This window comes from Pseudomonas sp. R5-89-07 (genome assembly GCF_003851685.1).
GTDB lineage: Bacteria > Pseudomonadota > Gammaproteobacteria > Pseudomonadales > Pseudomonadaceae > Aquipseudomonas.
In genome coordinates, this window is sequence record NZ_CP027727.1 from 1,623,910 (window position 1) to 1,647,026 (window position 23,117).

General features: G+C 60.4%; 25 protein-coding genes and 1 tRNA gene. 16 read left to right on the top strand and 10 right to left on the bottom strand.

Going from position 1 to position 23,117, the window contains the following annotated elements; translation table 11 throughout:
• Nucleotides 1–25: 25 nt before the first annotated feature.
• From C4J94_RS07405 to C4J94_RS07420, 4 genes are read right to left on the bottom strand one after another with little or no spacing between them, the layout of a single operon-like run.
• Complete coding sequence (locus C4J94_RS07405; protein ID WP_124385573.1) at nt 26–1,054, bottom strand: AbrB family transcriptional regulator; 1,029 nt, start codon at nt 1,052–1,054, stop codon at nt 26–28.
• Nucleotides 1,047–2,561: a tripartite tricarboxylate transporter permease gene (locus C4J94_RS07410; RefSeq protein ID WP_124385574.1), complete on the bottom strand. Its 1,515-nt coding sequence runs from the start codon at nt 2,559–2,561 to the stop codon at nt 1,047–1,049. Before C4J94_RS07410 ends, C4J94_RS07405 begins: the two co-directional genes overlap by 8 nt.
• A gap of 1 nt (nt 2,562) precedes the next feature.
• On the bottom strand, nt 2,563–3,021 hold the full coding sequence (locus C4J94_RS07415) for a tripartite tricarboxylate transporter TctB family protein (protein ID WP_124385575.1): 459 nt from the start codon (nt 3,019–3,021) through the stop codon (nt 2,563–2,565).
• Nucleotides 3,022–3,081: 60 nt separating this feature from the next.
• On the bottom strand, nt 3,082–4,071 hold the full coding sequence (locus tag C4J94_RS07420; RefSeq protein WP_177413478.1) for a tripartite tricarboxylate transporter substrate binding protein: 990 nt from the start codon (nt 4,069–4,071) through the stop codon (nt 3,082–3,084).
• 445 nt (nt 4,072–4,516) lie between these two features.
• On the opposite strand from C4J94_RS07420, the gene C4J94_RS07425 reads away from it, so the two are divergent.
• Both C4J94_RS07425 and C4J94_RS07430 read left to right on the top strand, forming a co-directional pair.
• Nucleotides 4,517–5,188, top strand: coding sequence for a response regulator (locus C4J94_RS07425; RefSeq protein WP_099587506.1), 672 nt, complete (start codon nt 4,517–4,519; stop codon nt 5,186–5,188).
• Nucleotides 5,181–6,566 (top strand): sensor histidine kinase, encoded by a 1,386-nt coding sequence (locus tag C4J94_RS07430; protein ID WP_124385577.1) that lies wholly within the window; start codon nt 5,181–5,183, stop codon nt 6,564–6,566. The genes C4J94_RS07425 and C4J94_RS07430 overlap by 8 nt, the downstream gene beginning before the upstream one ends.
• On the opposite strand, the gene C4J94_RS07435 is transcribed toward C4J94_RS07430, so the two are convergent.
• Both C4J94_RS07435 and C4J94_RS07440 read right to left on the bottom strand, forming a co-directional pair.
• Nucleotides 6,567–7,388, bottom strand: coding sequence for an HDOD domain-containing protein (locus tag C4J94_RS07435; protein ID WP_124385578.1), 822 nt, complete (start codon nt 7,386–7,388; stop codon nt 6,567–6,569).
• A gap of 36 nt (nt 7,389–7,424) precedes the next feature.
• A complete protein-coding gene (locus tag C4J94_RS07440) occupies nt 7,425–8,366 on the bottom strand; it encodes a folate-binding protein YgfZ (RefSeq protein ID WP_124385579.1) in 942 nt (313 codons plus the stop codon).
• 140 nt (nt 8,367–8,506) lie between these two features.
• On the opposite strand from C4J94_RS07440, the gene C4J94_RS07445 reads away from it, so the two are divergent.
• Both C4J94_RS07445 and C4J94_RS07450 read left to right on the top strand, forming a co-directional pair.
• Nucleotides 8,507–8,761 (top strand): succinate dehydrogenase assembly factor 2, encoded by a 255-nt coding sequence (locus C4J94_RS07445; RefSeq protein ID WP_010212215.1) that lies wholly within the window; start codon nt 8,507–8,509, stop codon nt 8,759–8,761.
• Nucleotides 8,745–9,191, top strand: a complete 447-nt coding sequence (locus C4J94_RS07450; protein WP_124385580.1) for a protein YgfX — start codon at nt 8,745–8,747, stop codon at nt 9,189–9,191. The genes C4J94_RS07445 and C4J94_RS07450 overlap by 17 nt, the downstream gene beginning before the upstream one ends.
• On the opposite strand, the gene nadB is transcribed toward C4J94_RS07450, so the two are convergent.
• Nucleotides 9,160–10,776 carry an L-aspartate oxidase gene (gene nadB / locus C4J94_RS07455; RefSeq protein ID WP_124385581.1) on the bottom strand — a complete coding sequence of 539 codons (1,617 nt, stop codon included), beginning with the start codon at nt 10,774–10,776 and terminating at the stop codon, nt 9,160–9,162. The two genes, C4J94_RS07450 and nadB, sit on opposite strands and share 32 nt — an antisense overlap.
• Nucleotides 10,777–11,237: 461 nt before the next feature.
• Between nadB and rpoE the strand changes: the two genes are divergently transcribed.
• The 4 genes from rpoE to C4J94_RS07480 all read left to right on the top strand — a co-directional run bounded on the left by rpoE (nt 11,238) and on the right by C4J94_RS07480 (nt 15,089).
• Nucleotides 11,238–11,819 (top strand): RNA polymerase sigma factor RpoE, encoded by a 582-nt coding sequence (rpoE, locus tag C4J94_RS07460; protein WP_003172477.1) that lies wholly within the window; start codon nt 11,238–11,240, stop codon nt 11,817–11,819.
• Between the two features lie 32 nt (nt 11,820–11,851).
• Nucleotides 11,852–12,439: a sigma-E factor negative regulatory protein gene (locus C4J94_RS07465; RefSeq protein WP_124385582.1), complete on the top strand. Its 588-nt coding sequence runs from the start codon at nt 11,852–11,854 to the stop codon at nt 12,437–12,439.
• Nucleotides 12,440–12,455: 16 nt separating this feature from the next.
• Entirely contained in the window at nt 12,456–13,415 is a 960-nt protein-coding gene (locus C4J94_RS07470) for a MucB/RseB C-terminal domain-containing protein (RefSeq protein ID WP_124388934.1), read from the top strand.
• Between the two features lie 234 nt (nt 13,416–13,649).
• Nucleotides 13,650–15,089: a DegQ family serine endoprotease gene (locus C4J94_RS07480; protein WP_124385584.1), complete on the top strand. Its 1,440-nt coding sequence runs from the start codon at nt 13,650–13,652 to the stop codon at nt 15,087–15,089.
• A 67-nt stretch (nt 15,090–15,156) separates the two neighbouring features.
• On the opposite strand, the gene C4J94_RS07485 is transcribed toward C4J94_RS07480, so the two are convergent.
• Entirely contained in the window at nt 15,157–16,590 is a 1,434-nt protein-coding gene (locus tag C4J94_RS07485; protein ID WP_124385585.1) for a M48 family metalloprotease, read from the bottom strand.
• Nucleotides 16,591–16,685: 95 nt separating this feature from the next.
• Between C4J94_RS07485 and C4J94_RS07490 the strand changes: the two genes are divergently transcribed.
• Nucleotides 16,686–16,925 (top strand): sulfurtransferase TusA family protein, encoded by a 240-nt coding sequence (locus C4J94_RS07490; RefSeq protein WP_124385586.1) that lies wholly within the window; start codon nt 16,686–16,688, stop codon nt 16,923–16,925.
• Nucleotides 16,926–16,944: 19 nt separating this feature from the next.
• On the opposite strand, the gene C4J94_RS07495 is transcribed toward C4J94_RS07490, so the two are convergent.
• Both C4J94_RS07495 and C4J94_RS07500 read right to left on the bottom strand, forming a co-directional pair.
• A complete protein-coding gene (locus C4J94_RS07495; protein WP_124385587.1) occupies nt 16,945–17,418 on the bottom strand; it encodes a peroxiredoxin in 474 nt (157 codons plus the stop codon).
• 10 nt (nt 17,419–17,428) lie between these two features.
• On the bottom strand, nt 17,429–17,989 hold the full coding sequence (locus C4J94_RS07500; RefSeq protein ID WP_017137336.1) for a glycine cleavage system protein R: 561 nt from the start codon (nt 17,987–17,989) through the stop codon (nt 17,429–17,431).
• A gap of 262 nt (nt 17,990–18,251) precedes the next feature.
• Between C4J94_RS07500 and dapA the strand changes: the two genes are divergently transcribed.
• The 7 genes from dapA to C4J94_RS07535 all read left to right on the top strand — a co-directional run bounded on the left by dapA (nt 18,252) and on the right by C4J94_RS07535 (nt 22,889).
• Nucleotides 18,252–19,130, top strand: a complete 879-nt coding sequence (gene dapA, locus C4J94_RS07505) for a 4-hydroxy-tetrahydrodipicolinate synthase (protein WP_124385588.1) — start codon at nt 18,252–18,254, stop codon at nt 19,128–19,130.
• A 17-nt stretch (nt 19,131–19,147) separates the two neighbouring features.
• On the top strand, nt 19,148–20,263 hold the full coding sequence (gene bamC / locus C4J94_RS07510; RefSeq protein ID WP_124385589.1) for an outer membrane protein assembly factor BamC: 1,116 nt from the start codon (nt 19,148–19,150) through the stop codon (nt 20,261–20,263).
• Between the two features lie 4 nt (nt 20,264–20,267).
• Entirely contained in the window at nt 20,268–21,026 is a 759-nt protein-coding gene (locus C4J94_RS07515; protein WP_124385590.1) for an MBL fold metallo-hydrolase, read from the top strand.
• A 27-nt stretch (nt 21,027–21,053) separates the two neighbouring features.
• Entirely contained in the window at nt 21,054–21,767 is a 714-nt protein-coding gene (purC, locus tag C4J94_RS07520; RefSeq protein WP_003172493.1) for a phosphoribosylaminoimidazolesuccinocarboxamide synthase, read from the top strand.
• A gap of 83 nt (nt 21,768–21,850) precedes the next feature.
• Nucleotides 21,851–21,940, top strand: a tRNA-Ser gene (locus tag C4J94_RS07525).
• Between the two features lie 120 nt (nt 21,941–22,060).
• On the top strand, nt 22,061–22,456 hold the full coding sequence (locus C4J94_RS07530; protein ID WP_124385591.1) for a nucleotidyltransferase domain-containing protein: 396 nt from the start codon (nt 22,061–22,063) through the stop codon (nt 22,454–22,456).
• Nucleotides 22,446–22,889: a DUF86 domain-containing protein gene (locus C4J94_RS07535; protein WP_124385592.1), complete on the top strand. Its 444-nt coding sequence runs from the start codon at nt 22,446–22,448 to the stop codon at nt 22,887–22,889. Before C4J94_RS07530 ends, C4J94_RS07535 begins: the two co-directional genes overlap by 11 nt.
• Nucleotides 22,890–23,117: the final 228 nt, after the last annotated feature.

A 23,117-nucleotide genomic window follows, 5' to 3' on the forward strand; every position in this document is an offset into this window, starting at 1 on the left:
TTCGGGCCATTTTCGCGGTGGATTGTCAGGGTTGGCGGTTCCAGTGCCGGAATAGCGGCTCGGCCAGGAACAGCACGAACAGCAGGCGCATCACCTGCATGGCCGTAACCAACGGGACGGACAATTGCAGGGTTTCGGCTGTGAGGCTCATCTCGGCAATGCCTCCGGGCATCATGCCCAGGGTCAGCGAGCGCAGATCCAGGTGGGTCAGGGCACTCAGGCCCACGGCCGCCAGGGTCGCCAGCGCCATGGTCAAGACCGTGCCGATCAAGGTGCGGGCCATGAACGACGGCGCCCGGCGAAAGAACTGGCGGTTGAAGTGACATCCCAGGCCGCTGCCGATCAGCCACTGGCCGATCTGGCTACCGCCATCGGGCAGCCCGATATGCAGGTCAAACACGACACTGGCCGTCGCACTCACCAGCAATGGCCCGAACAACCACGGGTTCGGCTGACGCAAACGCTGCCACGCCCAAGCCACCATTGCGCCGAGTGGAAACAGCATCAACAGCCAAGGCCAGCTCACTGGCGCGGGATGAAACTGAGGCGCGCCACCGCCCAGCACATACTTGAAGATCGCCGGTACACACAACACCACGAGCAGAACGCGCAAACTCTGGCCGGCGGCAACACGGCTAAGCACCGCACCGTTGCGCGCGCCGAGGTTGACCATCTCGCCGGAACCGCCGGGCATGCTGGAGAAAAACGCGGTGGCACGGTCTTCGCCACTGCGGCGCATCAGCCACACGCCGACCACGCTCGACAGGCTGGTGACCAGCGCGCCAAAGAAAATCAGCCCGAAGTGGCTCATCACTTGCTCGATCACCACCGGTGTGAAGTGCAGGCCGATGCCAATGCCCACCACCCATTGGCCGCATTTGCGCCCGCCGGGGATCTCCGCCAATTGCCACGGCGTCAGGCAACGCACCAGGATGATCGCCAGCAACGAGCCGACCATGTAGGGCAAAGGCCAGCCGACGAGGCTGGCCAGGTAACCGCCGGCCAGGCCGACCAGCGGTGTTCCCCACCAATGTTTGAAGGTGACCTCAGACATCGGCCAGGGCACGACGCTGCAGGGAGCGCTTGCGCCAGATGCGCAGGATCGGCATCAGCAGCATGATCGCAGTGAGTACCCACACGCCGAAGGTGATCGGGCTCGACCAGAGGATCTCCACCGCACCGTTGGAAATCGACAGCGCACGACGCAGGTTCTGCTCCATCAAGCCACCGAGGATAAAGCCCAGCAGGACCGGTGACAGCGGGAAATCCAGCTTGCGCAGGATGTAGCCAAAGATGCCGATGCCGATCATCAGGAACAGGTCGAAGGTGGTGGCGTGTACAGCGTACACACCGATCGCGGTGATGATCGCGATCACCGGTACCAGTGCCCAGTTCGGCACGGCGAGGATGCGCGTGAAGATGCGGATCATCGGGATGTTGAGGATCACCAGCATGATGTTGGCAATGAACAACGAGGCGATCAGGCCCCAGACGATGTCCGGTTGCTGTTGGAACAGCAGCGGGCCCGGCGTGATGTTGTACAGCGACAGGGCGCCGATCATCACGGCTGTGGTGCCCGAACCCGGTACGCCGAGGGTCAGCATCGGTACGAGCGCGCCACAGGCGGCGGCGCCGATGGCGGTTTCCGGGGCGGCGAGGCCGCGTTTGTCGCCCTTGCCGAACTCGCCCTTGGCCCCGGCGATGCGTTTCTCGGTCATGTAGGCCACCGCGCTGGCCAGTGTCGCGCCGGCGCCCGGCAACACGCCCATGATGAAACCCAGCACGCCGCAACGGATGTTTACCACGAACACCGACGACGCTTCCTTGAAGTTGAACATCATGCGCCCGGTGGCTTTCACCGCTTCCTGGCCGTGGTGAGTTTTTTCCAGCAGCAACAGGATCTCGCTGATGGAGAACAGGCCCAGCACCAGCACCACGAATTGGATGCCGTCAGTCAGGTGGATATTGTCCCCGGTGAAACGGTACACGCCGCTGTTGGCATCGATACCCACGGCTGACAGAAACAGGCCGATCAGCGCCGCGACAAACGTCTTCAGCGGTTTGTCACCGGCCATGCCGCCCAGGCACACGATGGCGAACACCATCAGTACGAAATATTCCGCCGGGCCGAAGGCAATCGCCCACTTGGCCAGCAGCGGAGCAAACAGCACCATACCGCAGGTGGCGATGAACGCGCCGATGAACGAGCTCCATGCCGACAGCGACAACGCCACGCCTGCCAGGCCTTTGCGAGCCATCGGGTAGCCGTCGAGGGTGGTCATCACGGTGGAGGCTTCACCCGGGATGTTCAGCAGGATCGAGCTGATCCGGCCGCCGTATTCGCAGCCCAGGTACACGGCTGCCAACAGGATCAATGCCGACTCGGGCGGCAGCCCCAGTGCAAAGGCAATCGGGATCAACAGCGCCACGCCGTTGATCGGGCCCAGGCCCGGCAACAGGCCGACCACGGTACCGATCAGGGTACCGCACAGCGCGGTCACCAGGTTGTAAGGGGTCAGCGCAACGCCGAAACCCTGGCCCAAATAGCCAAGCGTATCCATATCAGTTCTCCAGAACGTCGAGCAGGCCGAGGGGTAGTGGCACGTCCATGACTTTATCGAACAGCAGATAAAGGCCGACGCTCATCAAAGTGATGATCACCGCGCCGGGCAGCCAGCGGCCGCCGTACAACCGGGCCATCGGGATGCCGATCAGCATGCTGCTGAGAATGAAACCCAGGGGTTCGAAGGTGCCGGCAAACACCAGCAACAGCACCACGCAGAGGCCGATCTTGATCAGGGTAGGGCGATCCAGCGGCGGCTCGTCTTCCGTGTGTTTGGTCGGCTGCGGACGGAACAGCATGTAGATCAGCGCCAGGCTCATCAGCCCGAGCATCAGCAGCGGGTAGGCGCGCGGCCCTACAGGCTCGTAGGAAAACGCCGCCTGATACGGCCAGGCCATCAGTGCCAGGCCGGCACAGGTCAGCAGCAGCGCAGCGGCAAAAATGCGTTGTAAGAGCATGGGAAACTCCTGGGCCACACCCCTGATCTTCAAGGGCGTGGCCGCGCGAACAAGGGGCGATTACTGGATCAGGCCGAACTCTTTGGCCAGTACTTTGTAGTCAGCCACCTGTTTCTTCACATAGGTGTCCAGTTCCGGGCCGGTGAGGGCGAACGGGAACAGCTCGCGCTGGTCACGCAGCTCGTTGAATTTGTCGGAAACCAGCAGTTTGTCGAAGGCGTCTTTCCACCAGGCGTAGTCTTCATCGCTGACCTTTGGCCCGAGGTAAAAGCCCCGCACTACCGGCCAGACGATGTCATAGCCCTGTTCCTTGGCGGTTGGGATGTCCTTCATTTCCGGCTCGTCCAGGCGCTTCTCGGCGAACACCGCCAGCAGGCGCATGTCACCGCTCTGGATGTGCGGCATGGAGTCGGAGATGTCGGTACTGCCGACCTGGATGTGGTTGCCCATCAACGCGGTGACGATTTCGCCGCCGCCTTCCAATGCCACGTAGCGCAGGTCACGCGGGTTGATCCCGGCGGCCTTGGCGATCAGTGCGGTTTGCATCCAGTCCTGGCTGCCGACGGTGCCGCCGGAACCAATCACTACTTTGCTTGGATCTTTCTTCAGCGCCTGTACGAGATCGTCGAGAGTCTTGTAAGGCGAATCGCTTTTCACCGCGATGGCGCCGTAACTGGTGCCCACCGCCGCCAGCCAGCGCACGGCGCTTTCATCGAAGCGACCGAACTTGCCCTGGGCCAGGTTCAGCAGCGAACCGCTGGACCACGCAACCAGGGTGCCGCCGTCTGCAGGGCGCTGCGCGACCACCGCGTTGTAGGCCACCGCGCCCACGCCGCCCGGCATGTAGGTCACGCGCATCGGCTTGCTCAAGAGCTTCTCGTTGACCAGCGCGCTTTGCGCCAGTTTGCAGGTCAGGTCAAAACCGCCGCCTGGTGAGGCCGGGGCGATGCATTCAGGTCGCTTGGGCTCGCCGGCCGCCAACAGTTGGCCGGCAAACAGCATGCAGCCAGCGGCGAGGGCAAATTTACGCAGTGAAAGGGTCATGGTGATCTCCGTCTTGTTGTTATGAGTGGCTTATCAGGCACTACTTAATCAGGCACTACTTATCGAAGTACGATGCTGTATTGAGAGGCAAGCGCGAAGTTGTCCCGGGCCTGGCCAGGCGGCAAAAAGCCAGCAAGTGCGGCGGCGCTGACGAAAGCGGTGTGGCTGAGGCGGGAATTATGAACAGGCGGGCAAGTCTGGGCTGTGTCGACAGCATCGTGGTGCACTCCGTTATTGTTCTTATTTTGGCGAAAACGCGTCGAGGCGTTTTTCGGGCGCTACCGGTGAAGTAGCTCGGCGGGTACAGCCACCGTGACTGGATGCTAAAGGGCGAAGCTTTCACTAACCTTTCAATTGCCTTTCAATGTTTTCGGGCTTCACAGGGCAGGTTGCGCCTGTAAACTGCCCGCCAAAGCGTGGCGTCGACCACTCCTGAACGAGGTACAAATCCATGCGCGTCCTCCTGGTTGAAGACCATTTGCAACTCGCCGAAAGTGTCGCCCAAGCGCTCAAGAGCACGGGCTTGACCGTCGATGTGCTGCATGATGGCGTGGCCGCGGACCTGGCCTTGAGCAGCGAGGAATACGCGGCCGTGATTCTGGATGTTGGGCTGCCGCGCATGGATGGTTTCGAAGTACTGGCACGCTTGCGTGCCCGTGGAAAAAACCTGCCGGTGTTGATGCTGACGGCACGCAGCGATGTAAAGGACCGTGTGCATGGCTTGAACCTGGGCGCCGACGATTACCTCGCCAAACCGTTCGAACTGACCGAGCTGGAGGCACGGGTCAAGGCGCTGCTACGGCGCAGCGTTCTGGGCGGCGAACGCCAGCAGGCGTGCGGCGTGCTGGTTTACGACCTCGACACGCGGCGTTTTACGGTCGGTGGCGAATTGATGACGCTGACCTCCCGCGAGCAAGCCGTGCTCGAGGCGCTCATTGCCCGGCCTGGTCGGGTGATGAGCAAGGAGCAACTGGCCTCCCAGGTGTTCGGTCTCGACGAGGAAGCCAGCCCGGATGCCATCGAAATCTACGTACACCGGCTGCGCAAGAAACTCGACGGCCAGCCCATCGCGATTGTCACCTTCCGTGGCCTCGGCTACCTGTTGGAAGCTCGCGATGCATAAGCCCAGCAGTCTGCGCTGGCGCCTGCTGTGGAACCTGGCGCTGCTGCTGGTGCTGCTGATGCTCGCCAGTGGCATGAGTGCCTACTGGAACGGTCGCGAAGCCGCCGACACCGCCTACGACCGCACGCTGCTGGCCTCGGCGCGCACCATTGCCGCCGGCTTGACCCAGGTGGACGGCACGCTCAGTGCCAACGTGCCCTATGTGGCCCTGGATACCTTTGCCTACGACAGCGCCGGGCGTATCTATTACCAGGTCAATGACATCAACCAAAAACTGATATCGGGTTACGAAAACCTGCCCGGTCCACCCCCCGGCACCCCGCGCACGGACGATTACCCGGCCTTGGCGCGGTTCTACGACGCCGTGTATCAGGGCCAGCCCGTGCGCGTGGTGAGCCTGCTCAAGGCTGTCTCCGAGCCGAACATGAACGGCATGGCAGAGGTGCGTGTGGCGGAAACCGACGAAGCCCGTGTCGCCATGGCCCGCAGCCTGATGGCCGACACCTTGTTGCGCCTGGGCATGCTTGCCGTTGGTGCGCTGTTGCTGGTGTGGTTTGCCGTGAGCGCGGCGCTGCGCCCGCTGGAGCGCCTGCGCACGGCGGTGGAGGAGCGTCAGCCCGACGACCTGCGGCCCTTGCCGCTGGTGGAGGTGCAGGATGAGTTCGGCCCGCTGGTGCGTTCTCTCAACCATTTCACCGAACGCTTGCGCGGCCAGTTCGAACGCCAGGCGCAGTTCATAGCCGACGCCGCCCACGAGTTGCGCACGCCGCTGGCGGCGCTCAAGGCCCGCCTGGAACTGGGCCTGCGCGCCGAAGAACCGGCCACGTGGCGCAGCACCCTGGAAACCGCGGCCCAGGGCACCGATCGTCTCACTCATCTGGCTAATCAATTGTTGTCCCTGGCCCGCATCGAAAACGGTGCCCGGGCCATTGCCGAAGGCGGCGCGCAGTTGCTTGACCTCAGTCAATTGGCCCGAGAGCTCGGGATGGCGATGGCGCCTCTGGCCCATGCGCGAGGCGTTGCCTTGGCGCTTGAGGCGGACGAGCCGGTGTGGCTGCGCGGCGAGCCGACGCTGCTTAATGAATTGCTGAGCAATCTGGTGGACAACGCGCTGGCGCACACACCGCCGGGCGGCAATGTGATTTTGCGGGTGGCGGCGCCGGCGGTGCTGGAAGTCGAAGACGATGGCCCGGGTATCCCGCTGGATGAGCGGGACCGGGTGTTCGAGCGTTTTTATCGGCGCAGTCAGCAGGGCATGGGGTCGGGCCTGGGGCTGGCGATTGTCGGGGAAATCTGCCGTGCGCATCTGGCGCAGATCAGCCTGCATGATGGCGAGTTGGCGGGGTTGAAAGTGCGGGTGAGTTTTATCGCCGGTTGATCAGTAGAACATCGAGCGTGCTTCGTCCAGCTCGGTGCGCAATTTTTCGCTGTAGGGATCAATCCGCAGTTTTTTCGTTGCCGGTACGCCGGTCATATCAACGTTCGCCAGTGCGTGTCCGGTGTGGCGGTGACAGTAGAGCACGGCGACTTGCACCACATCGATGTAATCGAGCTGGGTGCCGTCGCGTTCCAGGTTCAGGTACTGGCCCGGCAGTTTTGCCAGCATTTCAGGGAAGTCCCAGCCACCGAGCAACTTGTCGCCCAAAACCGGGTGGATGCTGTCGATCACGTGGTTGAGGCTGACTGGGTCGGACAGCAGCTCGTAATGGTCTTCGGCGTAGGTGAGGATCGGCAGCACGCCGATCTGGTGCACCAGGCCGCCCAAGGCTGCCTGGTCGGGCTTGAGATGGCTGTGGCGACGACACAAGGCATAGCTGACGCCCGCCACCTCCAGGCTGCGGCGCCACACATCGCGCATTTTCTGTTCTACCACCTCGGAGCGGGCGTGGAAGATCTGCTCCATGACCAGGCCGATGGCCAGGTTGCTGCTGTAATTGGTGCCGAGCCGTGTGATGGCTGTGTGCAGGTCGGTAACTTCCTGGGTCGCCCTCAGCAACGGGCTGTTGACCACTTTGATCAGGCGCGCCGACAGGGCGGTATCGCGACTGATCACTTTACTCAAGTGGCTGATGCTGATTTCCGGATCTTCGGCGGCCTGACGAATCTTCAGGGCCACCTCCGGTAATGTCGGCAGAACCAGGTCATCGTTATCGATGGCCTTCATCAAAGCCTGTTGGACTTTTTCCGCCAGCTTGTTCATTCATGCTCTCTAGGGTGCTGCAAAAAGGTGCGGCGATTAACGCTGGATCTCGCGGTCGCGATCCAACGGGTAGGGCAGGTCGAGCATTTGCAGGGCGGCGCCTTCCAGGCTACCCAGGCGTACGTCGCCATGGTCGGCAGCTTCGGCTTGCAGCACGGCGAGAAGTTCAATGGACTGGTCGGCTTTTGCCGCAATGACCACTTCGCCGACCGAACTGTTATGGCTGGGGGAAAACAGTGCGGTGCCCGGTTCGGGTAATTCGGCGACTGCGAGGCTCAGGCGGTACAGCCGGCGTTTGAGTTTGCCCAGGTACTGCATGCGCGCGACGATTTCCTGGCCGGTGTAGCAGCCTTTCTTGAAACTGACACCGCCCACGGCTTGCAGATTGAGCATCTGCGGGATGAACAGTTCGCGGGTCTGTGGCATCACCTGGCCGATACCGGCGCGGATCTGGCCCAGCAGCCATTCATTCAGATCGGCTTGCGGCAGGGTTGCTGCCAATTGGCTGCGCAGTTGCTCGGCCTGTTCGGCGGGCGCCCACAGTTCAGCGCGGCCAGGCGATACGCGGATGGCGATCAGCGCTTCAGTGCGCACCACGCTGTCGGTCTCGACCGGCAGCGCCAAGCCAAGCGCGAATAAGGCCTGGTCGGCGTTCGCCAGGCCGAAACGCACCCAGGCGGCGCTTTCGTCGGCGAGTTTGGATTTGGAGAACACCGCGTATTTCTTCAGGTCCGCCAATTGCGGCTCGAGCAGTTCGCGGGCCATGGCCAGCAGCACGCCGTCACCTTGTAACAGGATGCGAAAACTCGACTGCATGCGGCCTTTTTGCGTGCAGCGCGCACCCAGGCTGGCCTGGGTGTCACTCAGGTAATTGAGGTTGCAGGTCAGTTGGCCCTGCAGGAACTTGGCAGCGTCAGCGCCGCGGACGGCAAGAACGCCTTCGTGGGTCAGGGGGCAGAAAAAAGCAGAGTCGGCCATGGGTCATCGCAGGTTAAAAAGTCATGGGTGCATCATAGAGGGGCGCCCGGCAAATGCATAGTTTCCATGGGGCGCGACCAAAGCCGACTGTTCCGGTGCTGTCGGGCCTGTATACTTGCGCTCTATTTGAGGAGCGCTCCATGGTCGAAGATGTAGAAATCAATCGCCTCTACTGGCACAGCCGTCGTGGCATGCTGGAGTTGGACGTGTTGCTGGTGCCTTTCACCAAGGAAGTCTACGCGACGCTCAACAAGGTCGATCGCGACCTTTACGTGCGACTGCTGACCTGCGAAGACCAGGACATGTTCGGCTGGTTCATGGAGCGTGCCGAATCGGAAGACCCGGAGCTGCAGCGCATGGTTCGGATGATCCTGGATCGTGTCCAGCCCAAGTAACCGCTTTGAATGCCGCTGGCAGGCCTCACGGCTGTTGCTGGCGGCGTATCTGTTTGCCCAGCTGTTCGCGCTGGGTGCCTGCCTGGCTGTCGACCTGCCTTTTGCCTCATTGGGCATGCTGGCATGCCTGGCCCACGCCGCCTGGGTGTTGCCGCGGCATGTCCTGCTGACTCACCGCTCGTCGGTGCAGGGCCTGCGCCGCGACGATGACGGCTGGCAATTGTTCAGCGCCGAACGTGGCTGGCACAGCGTGCAATTACGACCTGACAGCCTGGCGCTGCCCCTGGTCGTAGTGCTGCGTTATCGCGTGCAGGGCGAGCGGTGGGTGCGTTCGACGTGCGTGCCCCGCGACGCTCAGACCGCCGATATGCACCGGCGCCTGCGCGTACGCTTGAAGTTCAGTCGCCGTAGGTGGCTGGCACCAGAATAGTGTCGCGTGCCTCGGGCAGCATCTGCGGGTAGTCAAGGGTGTAATGCAGGCCCCGGCTTTCCTTGCGCTCCATGGCCGAGCGAATCATCAGCTCGGCCACTTGTGCCAGGTTGCGCAATTCGATCAGGTCGCGGCTGACTTTATAGTTGCTGTAGAACTCATCGATTTCATCCAGCAACAAGCGCACCCGGTGCTGTGCCCGTTGCAGGCGCTTGTTGGTGCGCACGATCCCCACGTAGTCCCACATGAAGCGCCGCAGCTCGTCCCAGTTGTGCGCGATGATCACGTCTTCGTCCGAATCCGTCACTTGGCTGGCATCCCAGCGCGGCAGGGCGGCCGGCACCGGGATGCGTGGCAATTGTTCAAGGATGTCCGCCGCCGCCGAGCGCGCATACACAAAGCATTCGAGCAACGAGTTGCTGGCCATGCGATTGGCGCCGTGCAGGCCGGTGAAGCTGGTTTCGCCGATGGCGTACAGGCCGGGCACGTCGGTGCGGCCATGCTGGTCGACCATCACGCCGCCGCAGGTGTAATGCGCAGCGGGCACCACCGGGATCGGGCCTTTGGTGATGTCGATATTGAAGGTCAGGCAGCGTTCGTAGACGGTAGGGAAGTGCGTCTTGATGAAGGCTTCCGGTTTGTGGCTGATGTCCAGGTAGACGCAGTCGATGCCCAGGCGCTTCATTTCATGGTCGATGGCACGGGCGACGATGTCGCGTGGCGCCAGTTCTGCGCGTGCGTCGAAGCGTTGCATGAAGCGTTCGCCATTGGGCAGCTTCAAGTGCGCACCCTCACCGCGCAGGGCCTCGGTGATGAGGAAACTCTTGGCCTGGGGGTGGTACAGGCAAGTGGGGTGGAACTGGTTGAATTCCAGATTCGCCACGCGGCAACCCGAGCGCCAGGCCATGGCAATGCCGTCACCGCAGGCGCCGTCGGGGTTGCTGGTATAGAGGTAGACCTTGGCTGCGCCACCGGAGGCGAGGATGGTGAAGCGCGCGCCGTAGGTGTCGACTTCGCCGCTGGTGCGGTTCAGCACGTAGGCGCCAAGGCAGCGCTCACCGCTAAGGCCCAGGCGTTTTTCGGTGATCAGGTCTACGGCGACACGCTGCTCCAGCAGTTCGATGTTGGGGCGCTGGCGGGCCTGCTCGAGCAGCGTCTTGAAGATGGCGGCGCCGGTGGCGTCGGCGGCATGGATGATACGGCGATGGCTATGGCCGCCTTCGCGGGTCAAGTGAAACTCAAATCCGCCGTCGTCGTTGCCAGCATGCTCATCGCGTGTGAAAGGCACGCCCTGGTCGATCAGCCATTGGATGGCTTCCCGGCTATGCTCGACCGTGAAGCGCACCGCGTCTTCATTGCACAGGCCTCCGCCGGCATTGAGGGTGTCTTCGACATGGGATTGGACGGTGTCAGTGTCATCCAGCACGGCTGCGACGCCGCCCTGGGCCCAGAATGTCGAGCCGTTGGCCAGGTCGCCTTTGCTCAGAACGGCAATACGCAAGTGACTGGGAAGGGTCAGTGCCAGGCTCAAACCGGCGGCGCCGCTGCCGATCACCAGAACATCGTGTTGAAACTGTTGGCTCATTGAATGGATTCCGCAAAAAGCGATCCGAGGAGGAGGCGCAAGCAGGACGCCTGGATCGGCGAATCAAAGGGGCACACGGGCCACTAGTATATAGAGGGGTGGAGCGGCACAATAGCCAGGCATTCGTGGCATTGTGAGATTACGGTGCACAGCTTTGGTTACACAGCCAGTCAGCGAGCGGGAACTTTTTGCATAAGCCCCGACTCAATAGCAGGTTGCCCGAAAGCTGGGAAAACGTTGAGTTTATTGGCCCGTCGGGAGCATTGGACGCGTCAGAAGACCGGCGACAAGATTATTCGCGCAGCCGGCGTTGCCTGAGCTGCGTTTTTCGTGTGTGCCAAATCAGTGCGTGCCGGAAACTTGCTTGAAGGGGGAGAACTTTTGCGAAAAGCCCGAGTCTATGTTTACAAGCCTGATCGTTTAGTTATGCAAGCCTCCTTCGAGCACAACGAGGAGTGTTCATGCTAACCCAGGAAGAGGATCAGCAGCTGGTCGAGCGCGTACAACGCGGCGACAAGCGAGCATTTGATCTGCTAGTGCTGAAATATCAGCACAAAATTCTCGGGTTGATCGTGCGGTTTGTGCACGACACCCATGAAGCGCAGGACGTTGCACAGGAAGCCTTTATCAAGGCGTACCGTGCACTGGGCAATTTCCGCGGTGACAGTGCGTTTTATACGTGGCTGTACCGCATCGCCATAAACACGGCGAAGAACTATTTGGTGTCACGCGGTCGCCGCCCACCAGACAGTGATGTCAGTTCAGAAGATGCTGAATTTTATGACGGTGATCACGGCCTCAAAGATCTCGAGTCGCCGGAGCGAGCTTTGCTGCGCGACGAAATCGAGGGAACCGTTCATCGAACGATTCAGCAACTGCCAGAAGATTTACGTACGGCATTAACTTTACGTGAATTCGATGGTCTGAGTTACGAAGACATTGCGAGCGTCATGCAATGTCCGGTGGGGACTGTAAGGTCACGGATTTTCCGGGCCCGGGAAGCCATCGACAAAGCCTTGCAACCGTTGTTGCAGGAAAACTAAAGACAGCGGCGACAGCCAAGAGAGGAACCGCCATGAGTCGTGATGCCCTGCAGGAATCGCTGTCCGCAGTGATGGATAACGAAGCGGATGAACTGGAACTTCGTCGAGTGCTCAACGCATTTGATGATGCCGAAACCCGTGATACCTGGTCTCGTTACCAAGTCGCTCGGGCGGTGATGCACAAGGATCTTCTAATCCCTCGTCTGGATATTGCTGCGGCCGTTTCTGCCGCGCTGGCCGATGAAGCCGTTCCGGCAAAAGCTGCTCGTGGTCCATGGCGTAGCCTGGGTCGTCTGGCAGTCGCTGCTTCGGTGACCGTCGCCGTACTGGCCGGTGTTCGTCTGTATAACCAGGACGAAATCGCCGGTGCCGAACTGGCCCAGCAGACTCAGCAACCGGTCATGGCTGGTCCGCAAGTCAAAGGCCCGGCTGTACTGGCTGGCTACAAGGAAAGCTCTGATACCGCCGGCCCTATGGCTAACGGTGTGCTTCAGGGGCAATCCGGCTGGCAGGACCAGCGTCTACCAGGCTACCTGCGCCAACATGCTCAGGAAGCGGCTGGGAAGAATGCTGAAAGTGCTCTGCCATACGCTCGCGCAGCAAGCCTGGAAAACCGCTGAACCGCTGAGGAGCTTTATGCGCGCCATACCGCTCCTTACGCTTTTGCTCAGTAGTTGGTTTGCACTACCCGCCCATGCCGATGACGCCCAAGACTGGCTGACTCGACTTGGGCGTGCAGAGCAGCAGCAAAGCTTTCAAGGTACGTTCATCTATGAGCGTAACGGCAGTTTTTCTACTCACGACATCTGGCATCGTGTCCAGGAAGGTCAGGTCCGCGAGCGACTGTTGCAGCTCGATGGCTCTGCCCAGGAAGTCGTACGAGTAGACGGCCATACCCAGTGTGTCAGCGGTACGCTTGTCGCCGGCCTGGGAAACTCCCGTGACACAGCTTCACGTTCGCTGGATCCGCAAAAACTCAATCAATTCTATGACTTGGCCGTTATTGGCAAATCTCGCGTGGCCGGTCGTAATGCGGTGATTGTTTCGATCACCCCGCGTGATCATTATCGCTACGGTTTCGAGCTGCATCTGGATCGTGAAACTGCATTACCTCTCAAATCGTTGCTGCTCAGTGAGCAGGGGCAACTGCTGGAGCGCTTTCAGTTTGTTCGACTGAATACGTCGGCAGTTCCCGCTGATCGTGATTTGCAGCCCAGCAGCGAATGCACGCCTGTTGCGGTTGGCCCCGTCAAGGCAGCGCAAACGCCCGCTTCCAATGCGTGGCATTTGGATTGGTTGCCGCCTGGCTTTGAGCTCACCAGTAGTGCATCTCGCAAAGACGCCCAAACGAAATCCACCCTCGATAGCTTGATGTATGACGATGGGCTTGCACGTTTCTCGGTGTTCCTTGAGTCGACTGATGGGGCGAACGTGTCAGAAACCCGTACTCAGCTCGGGCCTACGGTTGCAGTGTCCCGGCACGTGAATACGGTGGACGGCGAAATGATGGTAACGGTTGTAGGGGAAATCCCGATTGGTACGGCCGAGCGCATCGCGTTGTCGGTTCGTGGTGAAAAGACGGCGGCCAAGCCGTGACTCGTTAATCCAGTGTTCATCCTGATCTTTCATCCTGAGCTCACGCCAGGGTGCCTACCGAGAGCATGAAATGTCTGGATCAGCATTTTCACTTGCAAAAAATCCTTATGTTTTTTATAGGTCAGGGTTTGTCGGCCCTGGCCTTGTTTTTTCGCGGAACAAAAAATGTCGATTGCGGTTTTCGGCCTTTTTTGAACCCTGTCGCTCAACCCTGCTCGTCGTAACGGGAGCTGTATGTCGATACCACGTTTGAAGTCTTACCTATCCATAGTTGCCACAGTGCTGGTGCTGGGTCAGGCGGTACCCGCGCAAGCGGTCGAGCTGCCTGACTTCACCCAACTAGTGGAGCAAGCCTCACCTGCGGTGGTGAACATCAGTACTACGCAGAAGTTGCCGGATCGCAAAGTTTCGAACCAGCAGATGCCCGACCTGGAAGGCTTGCCGCCGATGTTGCGCGAGTTCTTCGAGCGCGGCATGCCGCAACCACGCTCGCCACGTGGCGGCGGCGGTGGGCAGCGCGAAGCGCAGTCACTGGGTTCCGGGTTCATCATTTCGCCTGACGGCTATATCCTGACCAACAACCATGTGATTGCCGATGCTGACGAGATCCTCGTGCGCTTGGCCGATCGCAGTGAGTTGAAAGCCAAGCTGGTCGGCACCGACCCGCGCTCCGACGTGGCCTTGCTGAAAATCGAAGGCAAAGACTTGCCGGTGCTTAAACTGGGCAAATCCCAGGACCTGAAAGCGGGCCAGTGGGTGGTGGCGATCGGTTCGCCGTTCGGCTTTGACCACACCGTCACCCAGGGCATTGTCAGCGCCATCGGCCGCAGCCTGCCTAATGAAAATTATGTGCCGTTCATCCAGACCGACGTGCCGATCAACCCGGGCAACTCCGGTGGTCCGCTGTTCAATCTGGCTGGCGAAGTGGTAGGGATCAACTCGCAGATCTACACCCGTTCCGGTGGTTTTATGGGCGTGTCTTTCGCGATTCCGATCGACGTGGCCATGGACGTTTCCAATCAGCTGAAGGCCGGTGGCAAAGTGAGCCGCGGTTGGCTGGGTGTGGTAATCCAGGAAGTGAACAAGGACCTTGCAGAGTCTTTCGGTCTCGACAAGCCTGCGGGTGCGCTGGTCGCACAGATTCAGGATGACGGCCCGGCTGCCAAAGGCGGCCTGCAGGTTGGCGACGTAATCCTGAGCATGAACGGCCAACCGATCATCATGTCGGCTGACTTGCCGCATCTGGTAGGCGCACTCAAGGCCGGCAGCAAAGCCAAGCTGGAAGTGATTCGTGATGGCAAGCGTCAGAATGTCGAACTCACCGTCGGCGCAATCCCGGAAGAAGGTGCGACCCTGGACGCCCTGGGCAACGCAAAACCGGGTGCCGAACGCAGCAGCAACCGCCTGGGCATTGCCGTGGTTGAGCTGACAGCCGAGCAGAAGAAGACCTACGACCTCAAGAGCGGTGTCGTGATCAAGGAAGTACAGGACGGCCCAGCCGCGTTGATCGGCCTGCAGCCCGGTGACGTGATCACCCACCTGAACAACCAGGCGATCGATACCACCAAGGAGTTCACCGACATCGCCAAGGCGTTGCCGAAGAATCGCTCGGTGTCGATGCGCGTGCTGCGTCAGGGGCGCGCGAGCTTCATCACCTTCAAGCTGGCCGAGTAACCTTCCAGCCCAATAAAAAGCCCCGCTATCGATAAACGATGGCGGGGCTTTTTTGTGGGTGATGGGTTTAGCTCATCATCCCTTTGACCAGGCGTTCCTGCTCGATCAACTCACGCTGGCGCGCATCGATTCGCGAGGACAATGGGAAGTTGTTGCCGGCGCGACGCTTGGCAAAGTCCAGCTGCTGAATGGCCTGCTGGAAGTCGCCCACCAGGGCGAAATACTCGGCGCGTGCCTGGTGCAGTCCAATGATGTTGCCCGACAAGCCGCGTGTTTCTGCGACCTGATACCACACGTCTGGATCATCCGGGCGCGACTTGAGCAAGCCATCCAGGGCTTTTTCCGCATCAGCTGTACGGTTCTGCTTCAGCAACAGGTCTACGCGGACCTGGTTCAGCGGATAGTTGCTCGGGTACTGGGTCAGCATGCGGTCAGTGCGTTGTTGGGCGTCCGGCATGCGATTGCTGGTGATGTCCAGCTCGATCTGCGCCAGGTTGTAGGTGATGTCGTTGGGCGCTTTGGCCAGCAAGGGCGCCAGGCTTTCCCGGGCTTCCTTGAGCTGGGTGCCTTTGATCTGGGCGATGGCCAGGCCATAGCGCGCCACATCGTTCTTTGGATTCTCGTCCAGCTGTGCCTGGAAACGCTTGGCGGCGAGGCCCGGCGTGTCTTCGTACTTCAACTGCACCCGCGCGCGGATCAACTGATAGCGCAGGCTGTCTTCCTTTCCGCCGGGTTTGGCCTGCTCGGCGCGGTTGCGGGTATCGGCGATCCGCGATTCTGTAACCGGGTGCGTCAACAGGAATTCCGGCGGCTTGGCGTCGAAGCGGTATTGGCGCATCAAGCGCTCGAACATGGTGGGCATGGAGCGCGGGTCGTAGCCGGCTTTCTCCAGGTTGAGGATGCCAATACGGTCGGCTTCCTGTTCATTCTGCCGGGAGAATCGACGTTGCTCCTGGATCGCGGCGGCCTGGGAGCCGGCAATTGCGGCAATGCCTGCATCGCCAGCACCGGCTGCGGCAGCAATGATGCCGCCGAGCAGGGCGGCCATCATCGGGATCTGCATGCGCGACTGCGCTTCCACGCCTCGGGCAAAGTGGCGCTGGGACAAGTGCGCCAATTCGTGGGCCAGCACCGAAGCGTATTCACCTTCGGTCTGGGCATTGAGGAACAGGCCGCCATTGACCCCGACGATCCCGCCGGGTGCCGCGAAGGCGTTGAGCTGTGGGCTGTTGATCAGGATGAATTCCAGGCGCCGGTCATTGACCTGGCTGGTCTCCACCAGCTTGTACACGCTGGTTTCGACGTAATCCTTGAGCTGCGGGTCATTGAGCTGCGAGACCTGGCCCCGCAGGTAGGCCAGCCATGCGCGGCCCAGTTGGTATTCCTGTTGCGGCGAGACAATGGCAGAACTGGCGTCGCCAAGTGACGGCAGCTCGTCAGCGAAGGCCGGGGAGGCCAGCAGGCAGGCCAGCGTCAGCAGGGAAGGGCGCAAAAAATTCATGCACAAAGCCTTTCGACAAAGAGCTTACTGTAGCCGGACACTGAGCTTCGGACCAGATATTCTAAGCAGCTCAAATGTTTGCCTGGAGTAACACCATGACCGACGCTGTAGCCTTTGACGCCGAACTCGATGCCAGCGGCCTCAACTGTCCGTTGCCCTTGCTCAAGGCCAAGCTGGAGCTCAATCGACTGGCCAGCGGCGCCGTACTAAAAGTGACCGCCACCGACGCAGGCTCCCAGCGCGATTTTCGGACCTTCGCCAAGCTGGCGGGCCATACGCTGGTCCAGGAAGAAGAGGCGGCTGGTGTGTTCCGTTATTGGCTGCGCAAGGCCTGATTGCGTCAACAGCCGAAGATCAAGCCTTGTTCAGCGCCTGCGCCGCCGCCAGAACCGCGTCCACATGCCCCGGCACTTTCACGCCGCGCCATTCCTGACGCAGCACGCCTTCGCTGTCGATCAGAAAGGTGCTGCGATCCACACCCAGGTATTCCTTGCCGTATAGCTTCTTCAGCTTGATCACGTCGAACAGCTGGCATACCGCTTCGTCCTTGTCGCTGATCAGCTCGAACGGAAACGCCTGCTTGCTCTTGAAGTTCTCATGGGATTTCACGCTGTCGCGCGAAACGCCGAACACTTCGGTATTGGCAGCCCTGAATGCGGCGTATTGATCACGAAAGCCCTGGCCCTCGGTGGTGCAACCCGGGGTGCTGTCTTTCGGGTAAAAATAGATCACCACTTGCTTGCCCTTGAGGGCGGCAAGGCTGAAGGTCTGGCCGCTGGTGGCCTGGGCTTCGAAATCGGCTACGGGTGTGTCGATGGCTACCGGCATGGGTACGTCCTTACATAGGGTTCTGTGGGCGCCAAGGCTCGATCAGGGCGTCAAGGTTAAGGGCGTCGGCGAAGTCAAGGAACTGGTCGCGCAACCAGCTGATCTGCACGCCAGCCGGCAGGGTCACGGTGAAGGTGGCGTTGAGCATGGTGCCGCCGGTTTGTGGCGCCTGGTAGGTGTCGCAGGTGAGGTTCTCCAGCTCGACGTTGTGATCGATAAAGAACTGGCACAGCTCGTTGACGATGTCCGAGCGGTAGGCCGAGCTGACATAGGCCACGTAAGGCAGGGCCTGTGGGCGATTTTCCAGGGCTGCGCTACGCACGACGTTGACGGTGAAGTTGTGCTTCTTGGCCAGGCCCGGCAGGCCGGTCTCCAGGCGTGCGAGGGCGTCCCAACTGCCGGAAATCTGCAGCACCAGCGCACTGCACTCGCCATGGCGGGTCAGGCGGGAGGTCACGACGGCGCAGCGGTTCTCATGGCTGGCGCGGCACAGGACGTTGGTCAGCTCCATGGGGTTGGCGCCGAGGGCACTGATAACAAGGAATTGTTCGCGAACTGTGGGGGTGGACATGCAGCCTTCCTAAAGCGATGAGCGGTCGATACTGTCAGGGCTGTATCGATCAAAGGATGAAGGGTAGCGAAAACCATCGCCAAGGGCTAGGAGGTGGCGTTTTCATTACGTGAACAGCCTGCTTCAAGTGCCGCTTTGGCCCAATGATGGCATTGCCCGTCGTTTAGTTGCGCCAGAACGCATCCTCGCACGGTACTTCGCTTGTACAAGCATCTTGGCGCCAGTACCATTACCGCTCTCTTTTTCCGGCAGGAGCGGTTGCATGATTGCGGGCAGTATGGTGGCACTGGTCACACCCATGGATGCACAAGGTCATCTCGACTGGGACAGCCTGGGCAAACTGGTGGACTTCCACCTGCAAGAAGGCACCAACGCCATCGTGGCGGTCGGCACCACAGGTGAGTCGGCCACCCTCGATGTGGAAGAACACATCCAGGTGATCGAGTTCGTGGTCAAGCGCGTTGCGGGCCGCATCGCCGTGATCGCCGGCACCGGCGCCAACTCGACGCGTGAAGCGATCGAACTGACCCGCAACGCCAAGAAGGCCGGCGCCGATGCCTGCCTGCTGGTGACGCCGTACTACAACAAGCCGACCCAGGAAGGCCTGTACCAGCACTTCCGCACCATTGCCGAAGCTGTCGACATCCCGCAGATCCTCTATAACGTACCCGGCCGCACCGCGTGCGACATGAAAGCCGAAACGGTGATCCGCCTGTCTACCGTGCCGAACATCATCGGTATCAAGGAAGCCACCGGCGACCTGCAGCGCGCCAAGGACATCCTGGCCGGCGTGAGCAGCGATTTCCTGGTGTATTCCGGTGACGACGCCACCGCAGTGGAACTGATCCTGCTGGGTGGCAAGGGCAACATCTCCGTGACCGCCAACGTCGCCCCGCGTGCCATGAGCGACATGTGCGCCGCCGCCATTGCCGGTGACGCCGCGACCGCGCGTGCGATCCACGAGAAGCTGATGCCGCTCAACAAGACACTGTTTATCGAATCCAACCCTATTCCCGTGAAGTGGGCGCTGTTTGAGATGGGCCTGATGCCGGACGGTATCCGTCTGCCGCTCACCCGGCTCAGCGAAGCCTGTCACGAACCGCTGCGACAGGCCCTGCGCCAGTCCGGCGTCCTGGTTTAATTGAGGAAGCACTACGCATGAAGCGATTGGCCGGACTTTCCGCACTTGCCTTGATTATCTCCAGCACCAGTGGCTGCGGTTGGGTATGGGGCCCGGAAGGCTACTTCCGTGACCGCGGCAGCGATTACCTGGAAGCGCAAGCAACCAAACCCATGCAACTGCCGCCTGACGTGAGCGTCGCCAAGCGCCTCGACCCGCTGCTGCCGATTCCGCGCAATGTCGCCGACGACACCGTAAAGGGCGAGTACGTGGTGCCCCGCCCGCAGCCGATCACGGCGGTGGCCGATGCCAGCGACTACAGCCTGCAGAAGAGCGGCGACAACCGCTGGATCGTGGCCCAGCGTCCGCCAGCCGAAGTCTGGCCGGTGGCCGTGCAGTTCTTCCAGGACAATGGTTTCCGTCTCGACCAGCAGCGTCCGCAGACCGGTGAGTTCACCACCGCCTGGCAACGCAGCAGCGAACTGTCCGCCAACATGGCCCAGCGTCTGCAGGCCAGTGGCATAGCCGCCGATAACGAAGCCCGCGTGCGTGTACGCATCGAGCCTGGCGTGCAGCGTAATACCAGTGAAGTCTATGTGGTCAGCGCCGAGCGTCCCGCCGGCAGCACCGCCAACGTCGATTTCACCAATCGCTCGGTCAATACCGGCGTCGATGCTGCGCTGGTTGACGAGATGCTGGCCAGCATGAGCCGTATCTCCGAGAAGGGTGGCTCGGTTTCGCTGCTCGCCGCACGTGATTACGATACGCCTAGCCGCGTCAGCCTCACCGAAGACGGCAGCGGCAACGTGGTGCTGAACCTGGGTGAAGACCTGGATCGCGCCTGGGCCAGCGTAGGTCGCGCGTTGGAGCAGGGCCCTTGGCGCGTTGAAGACATCAACCGCAGCCTGGGCCTGTACTACATCAATGTGGCTGAAAAGGCCGAGAAAAAAGACGACGAGCCAGGTTTCTTCGGCAAGTTGTTCGGCAGCCAGCCGACCAAGGAAGAAGTCGAGACCCGCGCCGAGCGTTACCAGGTTCGTTTGAGCAAGGTCGGCGAAAGCGTGCAAGTCACCGTCGAGAAAAACATCAACACCGTCGCGCCAGCTGAAACAGCGCGCAAGGTGTTGGGCGTGATTCAGGACAACCTGGGCTGATCCGATGCGTTTTGCTGTTCTCGGTAGCGGTAGCCAAGGGAACGGCACGCTGGTCGCCCACGACGATACGTACGTACTGGTGGATTGTGGTTTCTCGTTAAGAGAAACCGAGCGGCGCCTGCTGCGCCTGGGGGTTCACCCTGCGCAGCTGAGTGCGATTCTGGTGACCCACGAACATGCCGACCACGTGCATGGCGTGGGTTTGCTGTCTCGGCGCTACAATCTTCCGGTGTACTTGAGTCGCGGCACGTTGCGCGGGATGCGCAAACCCATTGAACCCGCAGGTTTCCTGGCCGGTGGCGAGCAACTGCAGATCGGTGCCCTGAGCATCAATGTTGTCGCGGTCGCTCACGACGCCCAGGAACCCACGCAATATGTATTCAGTGACGGCGAGCGACGCTTCGGTGTACTCACCGACCTGGGTTCCTACTGCGCCAGGGTGCTGGACGGTTATCGCGACCTCGATGCCTTGATGATCGAGTCCAATCACTGCCGAGACCTGCTGGCTCGCGGTCATTACCCCTACTTTCTGAAGCAGCGGGTGGGCGGCGAGCTGGGACATTTGAACAACCATCAGGCGGCGTACCTGGTGTATGAGTTGGGCTGGCAAGACCTGCAACACCTGGTCCTGGCCCACTTGAGCAGCAAGAACAACCTGCCGACGCTTGCCCGGCAATGTTTTGTCGACACCCTCGGGTGCGACCCGGACTGGCTGCAACTGGCCGATCAAGATTCAGGGCTCGACTGGCGCCACATCGCCTAGCCCACCTCACTCAAAGCGGAGCCCATCATGGAAAAACGTGAAGAACTCTACCGCGGCAAAGCCAAGTCGGTATACAAGACCGACGACGCCAACCGCCTGATCCTGCTGTTTCGCAACGACACCTCGGCGTTCGACGGCAAGCGTATCGAACAACTTGATCGCAAGGGCATGGTGAACAACAAGTTCAACGCCTTCATCATGCAGAAACTCGAAGAGGCCGGCATACCGACCCAATTCGACAAACTGCTGGGCGACAACGAGTGCCTGGTCAAGAAACTCGACATGATCCCGGTCGAATGCGTCGTGCGTAACTACGCTGCCGGCAGCCTGGTCAAGCGCCTGGGCGTGGAAGAGGGCCTCAAGCTCAATCCCTACACCTTCGAGCTGTTCCTGAAGGACGACGCCAAGGGCGACCCGTTCATCAACGAATCCCACGTCGTGGCCTTCGGTTGGGGCACCGCTGAACAACTGGCGCGGATGAAAGAGTTGTCCCTCAAGGTCAACGATGTGTTGAGCAAGCTGTTCGACGACGCGGGCCTGCTGCTGGTGGACTTCAAACTCGAATTCGGCGTTTTCCACGACGGCTCCATCGTCCTGGGTGACGAATTCAGCCCAGACGGCTGCCGCCTGTGGGACAAGGACACCAAGAAGAAAATGGACAAGGACCGCTTCCGCCAGGGCCTTGGTGACGTCATCGAAGCCTACGAAGAAGTCGCCAATCGTCTCGGCGTACCGCTGTAATCGACGCAAGCATCTGATAGCACGGAAAAAAACCGCTTCGGCGCTTTGCATCCACGAACCATGCTGTTATGATGCGCGCCGTTGGAGAGATGCCAGAGTGGCCGAATGGGACGGATTCGAAATCCGTTGTACCTTCACCGGTACCTAGGGTTCGAATCCCTATCTCTCCGCCATTATTTATAAACGAAAACCCCCAATAACTTATGTTGTTGGGGGTTTTTGTTTTTGTAGCAGAAATGCCCAGGTGAATTCTGCTACGGTCGTCATCACCTGATGACAAGGGCGGGTCGGTCATGAATTTTGAAAAAGTGCTCAAGCATTTACAGGCGAATCTTGCAGGGCTGTTGGCTGTGTACGTCTTTGGCAGCCGAGTCACGGGCGAGGCGAATGCTGACAGCGATCTTGACGTGGCTGTGCTGATTGAAGGGATCATCGACCCCCTACAATTGTGGCGCTTATCCGGAGAGCTGGCGGATATCGTCAAAGCTCCTGTCGACCTGCTGGACTTGCGTGCGGCTTCGACGGTCATGCAATACCAGGTTATAACCACGGGGCGTCGACTTTGGACTAAGGACAGCCAGGCCGGTATTTTTGAAAGTTATATTCTCAGCGAGAAAACTGCGCTGGATTCTGCCAGGGCTGGGCTGCTTGTCGACATTCATAAGGACGGGACGGTATATGGTCGATGATGTACTCATTAACAAGGCGGCCAGCATCGAGCGCTGCGTTGCTAGGGCTCGCGAGGAATACGAAAAGGATCCCGCCAGCTTTGCCACCGATTTTACCCGTCAGGATGCGGCCATCCTGAACATCCAGCGCGCCTGTGAGGCTGCTCTGGACATGGGGCAGCATCTGATCCGCCGCGAGCGTCTTGGCGTTCCCCAGGGCGCTCGTGATGTGTTCGAGCTGCTGGCACAGGGTGGATGGGTGAACCCTTCTTTGTTGACCAATCTGAAAAATATGGTCGGTTTCCGCAATATCGCGGTGCATGAGTATCAAACGCTGCAGCTGCCGATCACAGTTGCGATCATTACCAAGCACCTTGGCGATTTTCTGGCCTTCAGCTCACATGTTTTAACCAAGGACTCTAGCCAGCCAGCCGCTTCAAAAGCCCCTCCGTGACGGGTTACTGCGCCATGGAGCAAGCCTTTGAAGCGGGAAGGGGTCAGCGCATCCTTCGGCGCGGTTGTCGCCTAAGATCGCCGATAGACACGCTTTACTCGCTGGTTCTCAACCGAGTGGCGTGAGCGGTGAGTGGTTTCACTGCGACGCCTGAAGCTTCGATTTTTTACTCTGTGATTTTGCTGACGGCTTCTTATCCGTTTCCCTCACCGTTTCCCGCGGCCTCTT

Coding starts and splice junctions, on each gene's coding strand:
- C4J94_RS07405 (WP_124385573.1), bottom strand. CDS start 1,054: ATGTCTGAGGTCACCTTCAAACATTGGTGGGGAACACCGCTGGTCGGC.
- C4J94_RS07410 (WP_124385574.1), bottom strand. CDS start 2,561: ATGGATACGCTTGGCTATTTGGGCCAGGGTTTCGGCGTTGCGCTGACC.
- C4J94_RS07415 (WP_124385575.1), bottom strand. CDS start 3,021: ATGCTCTTACAACGCATTTTTGCCGCTGCGCTGCTGCTGACCTGTGCC.
- C4J94_RS07425 (WP_099587506.1), top strand. CDS start 4,517: ATGCGCGTCCTCCTGGTTGAAGACCATTTGCAACTCGCCGAAAGTGTC.
- C4J94_RS07430 (WP_124385577.1), top strand. CDS start 5,181: ATGCATAAGCCCAGCAGTCTGCGCTGGCGCCTGCTGTGGAACCTGGCG.
- C4J94_RS07435 (WP_124385578.1), bottom strand. CDS start 7,388: ATGAACAAGCTGGCGGAAAAAGTCCAACAGGCTTTGATGAAGGCCATC.
- C4J94_RS07440 (WP_124385579.1), bottom strand. CDS start 8,366: ATGGCCGACTCTGCTTTTTTCTGCCCCCTGACCCACGAAGGCGTTCTT.
- C4J94_RS07445 (WP_010212215.1), top strand. CDS start 8,507: ATGGTCGAAGATGTAGAAATCAATCGCCTCTACTGGCACAGCCGTCGT.
- nadB (WP_124385581.1), bottom strand. CDS start 10,776: ATGAGCCAACAGTTTCAACACGATGTTCTGGTGATCGGCAGCGGCGCC.
- rpoE (WP_003172477.1), top strand. CDS start 11,238: ATGCTAACCCAGGAAGAGGATCAGCAGCTGGTCGAGCGCGTACAACGC.
- C4J94_RS07465 (WP_124385582.1), top strand. CDS start 11,852: ATGAGTCGTGATGCCCTGCAGGAATCGCTGTCCGCAGTGATGGATAAC.
- C4J94_RS07470 (WP_124388934.1), top strand. CDS start 12,456: ATGCGCGCCATACCGCTCCTTACGCTTTTGCTCAGTAGTTGGTTTGCA.
- C4J94_RS07480 (WP_124385584.1), top strand. CDS start 13,650: ATGTCGATACCACGTTTGAAGTCTTACCTATCCATAGTTGCCACAGTG.
- C4J94_RS07485 (WP_124385585.1), bottom strand. CDS start 16,590: ATGAATTTTTTGCGCCCTTCCCTGCTGACGCTGGCCTGCCTGCTGGCC.
- C4J94_RS07490 (WP_124385586.1), top strand. CDS start 16,686: ATGACCGACGCTGTAGCCTTTGACGCCGAACTCGATGCCAGCGGCCTC.
- C4J94_RS07495 (WP_124385587.1), bottom strand. CDS start 17,418: ATGCCGGTAGCCATCGACACACCCGTAGCCGATTTCGAAGCCCAGGCC.
- C4J94_RS07500 (WP_017137336.1), bottom strand. CDS start 17,989: ATGTCCACCCCCACAGTTCGCGAACAATTCCTTGTTATCAGTGCCCTC.
- dapA (WP_124385588.1), top strand. CDS start 18,252: ATGATTGCGGGCAGTATGGTGGCACTGGTCACACCCATGGATGCACAA.
- bamC (WP_124385589.1), top strand. CDS start 19,148: ATGAAGCGATTGGCCGGACTTTCCGCACTTGCCTTGATTATCTCCAGC.
- C4J94_RS07515 (WP_124385590.1), top strand. CDS start 20,268: ATGCGTTTTGCTGTTCTCGGTAGCGGTAGCCAAGGGAACGGCACGCTG.
- purC (WP_003172493.1), top strand. CDS start 21,054: ATGGAAAAACGTGAAGAACTCTACCGCGGCAAAGCCAAGTCGGTATAC.
- C4J94_RS07530 (WP_124385591.1), top strand. CDS start 22,061: ATGAATTTTGAAAAAGTGCTCAAGCATTTACAGGCGAATCTTGCAGGG.
- C4J94_RS07535 (WP_124385592.1), top strand. CDS start 22,446: ATGGTCGATGATGTACTCATTAACAAGGCGGCCAGCATCGAGCGCTGC.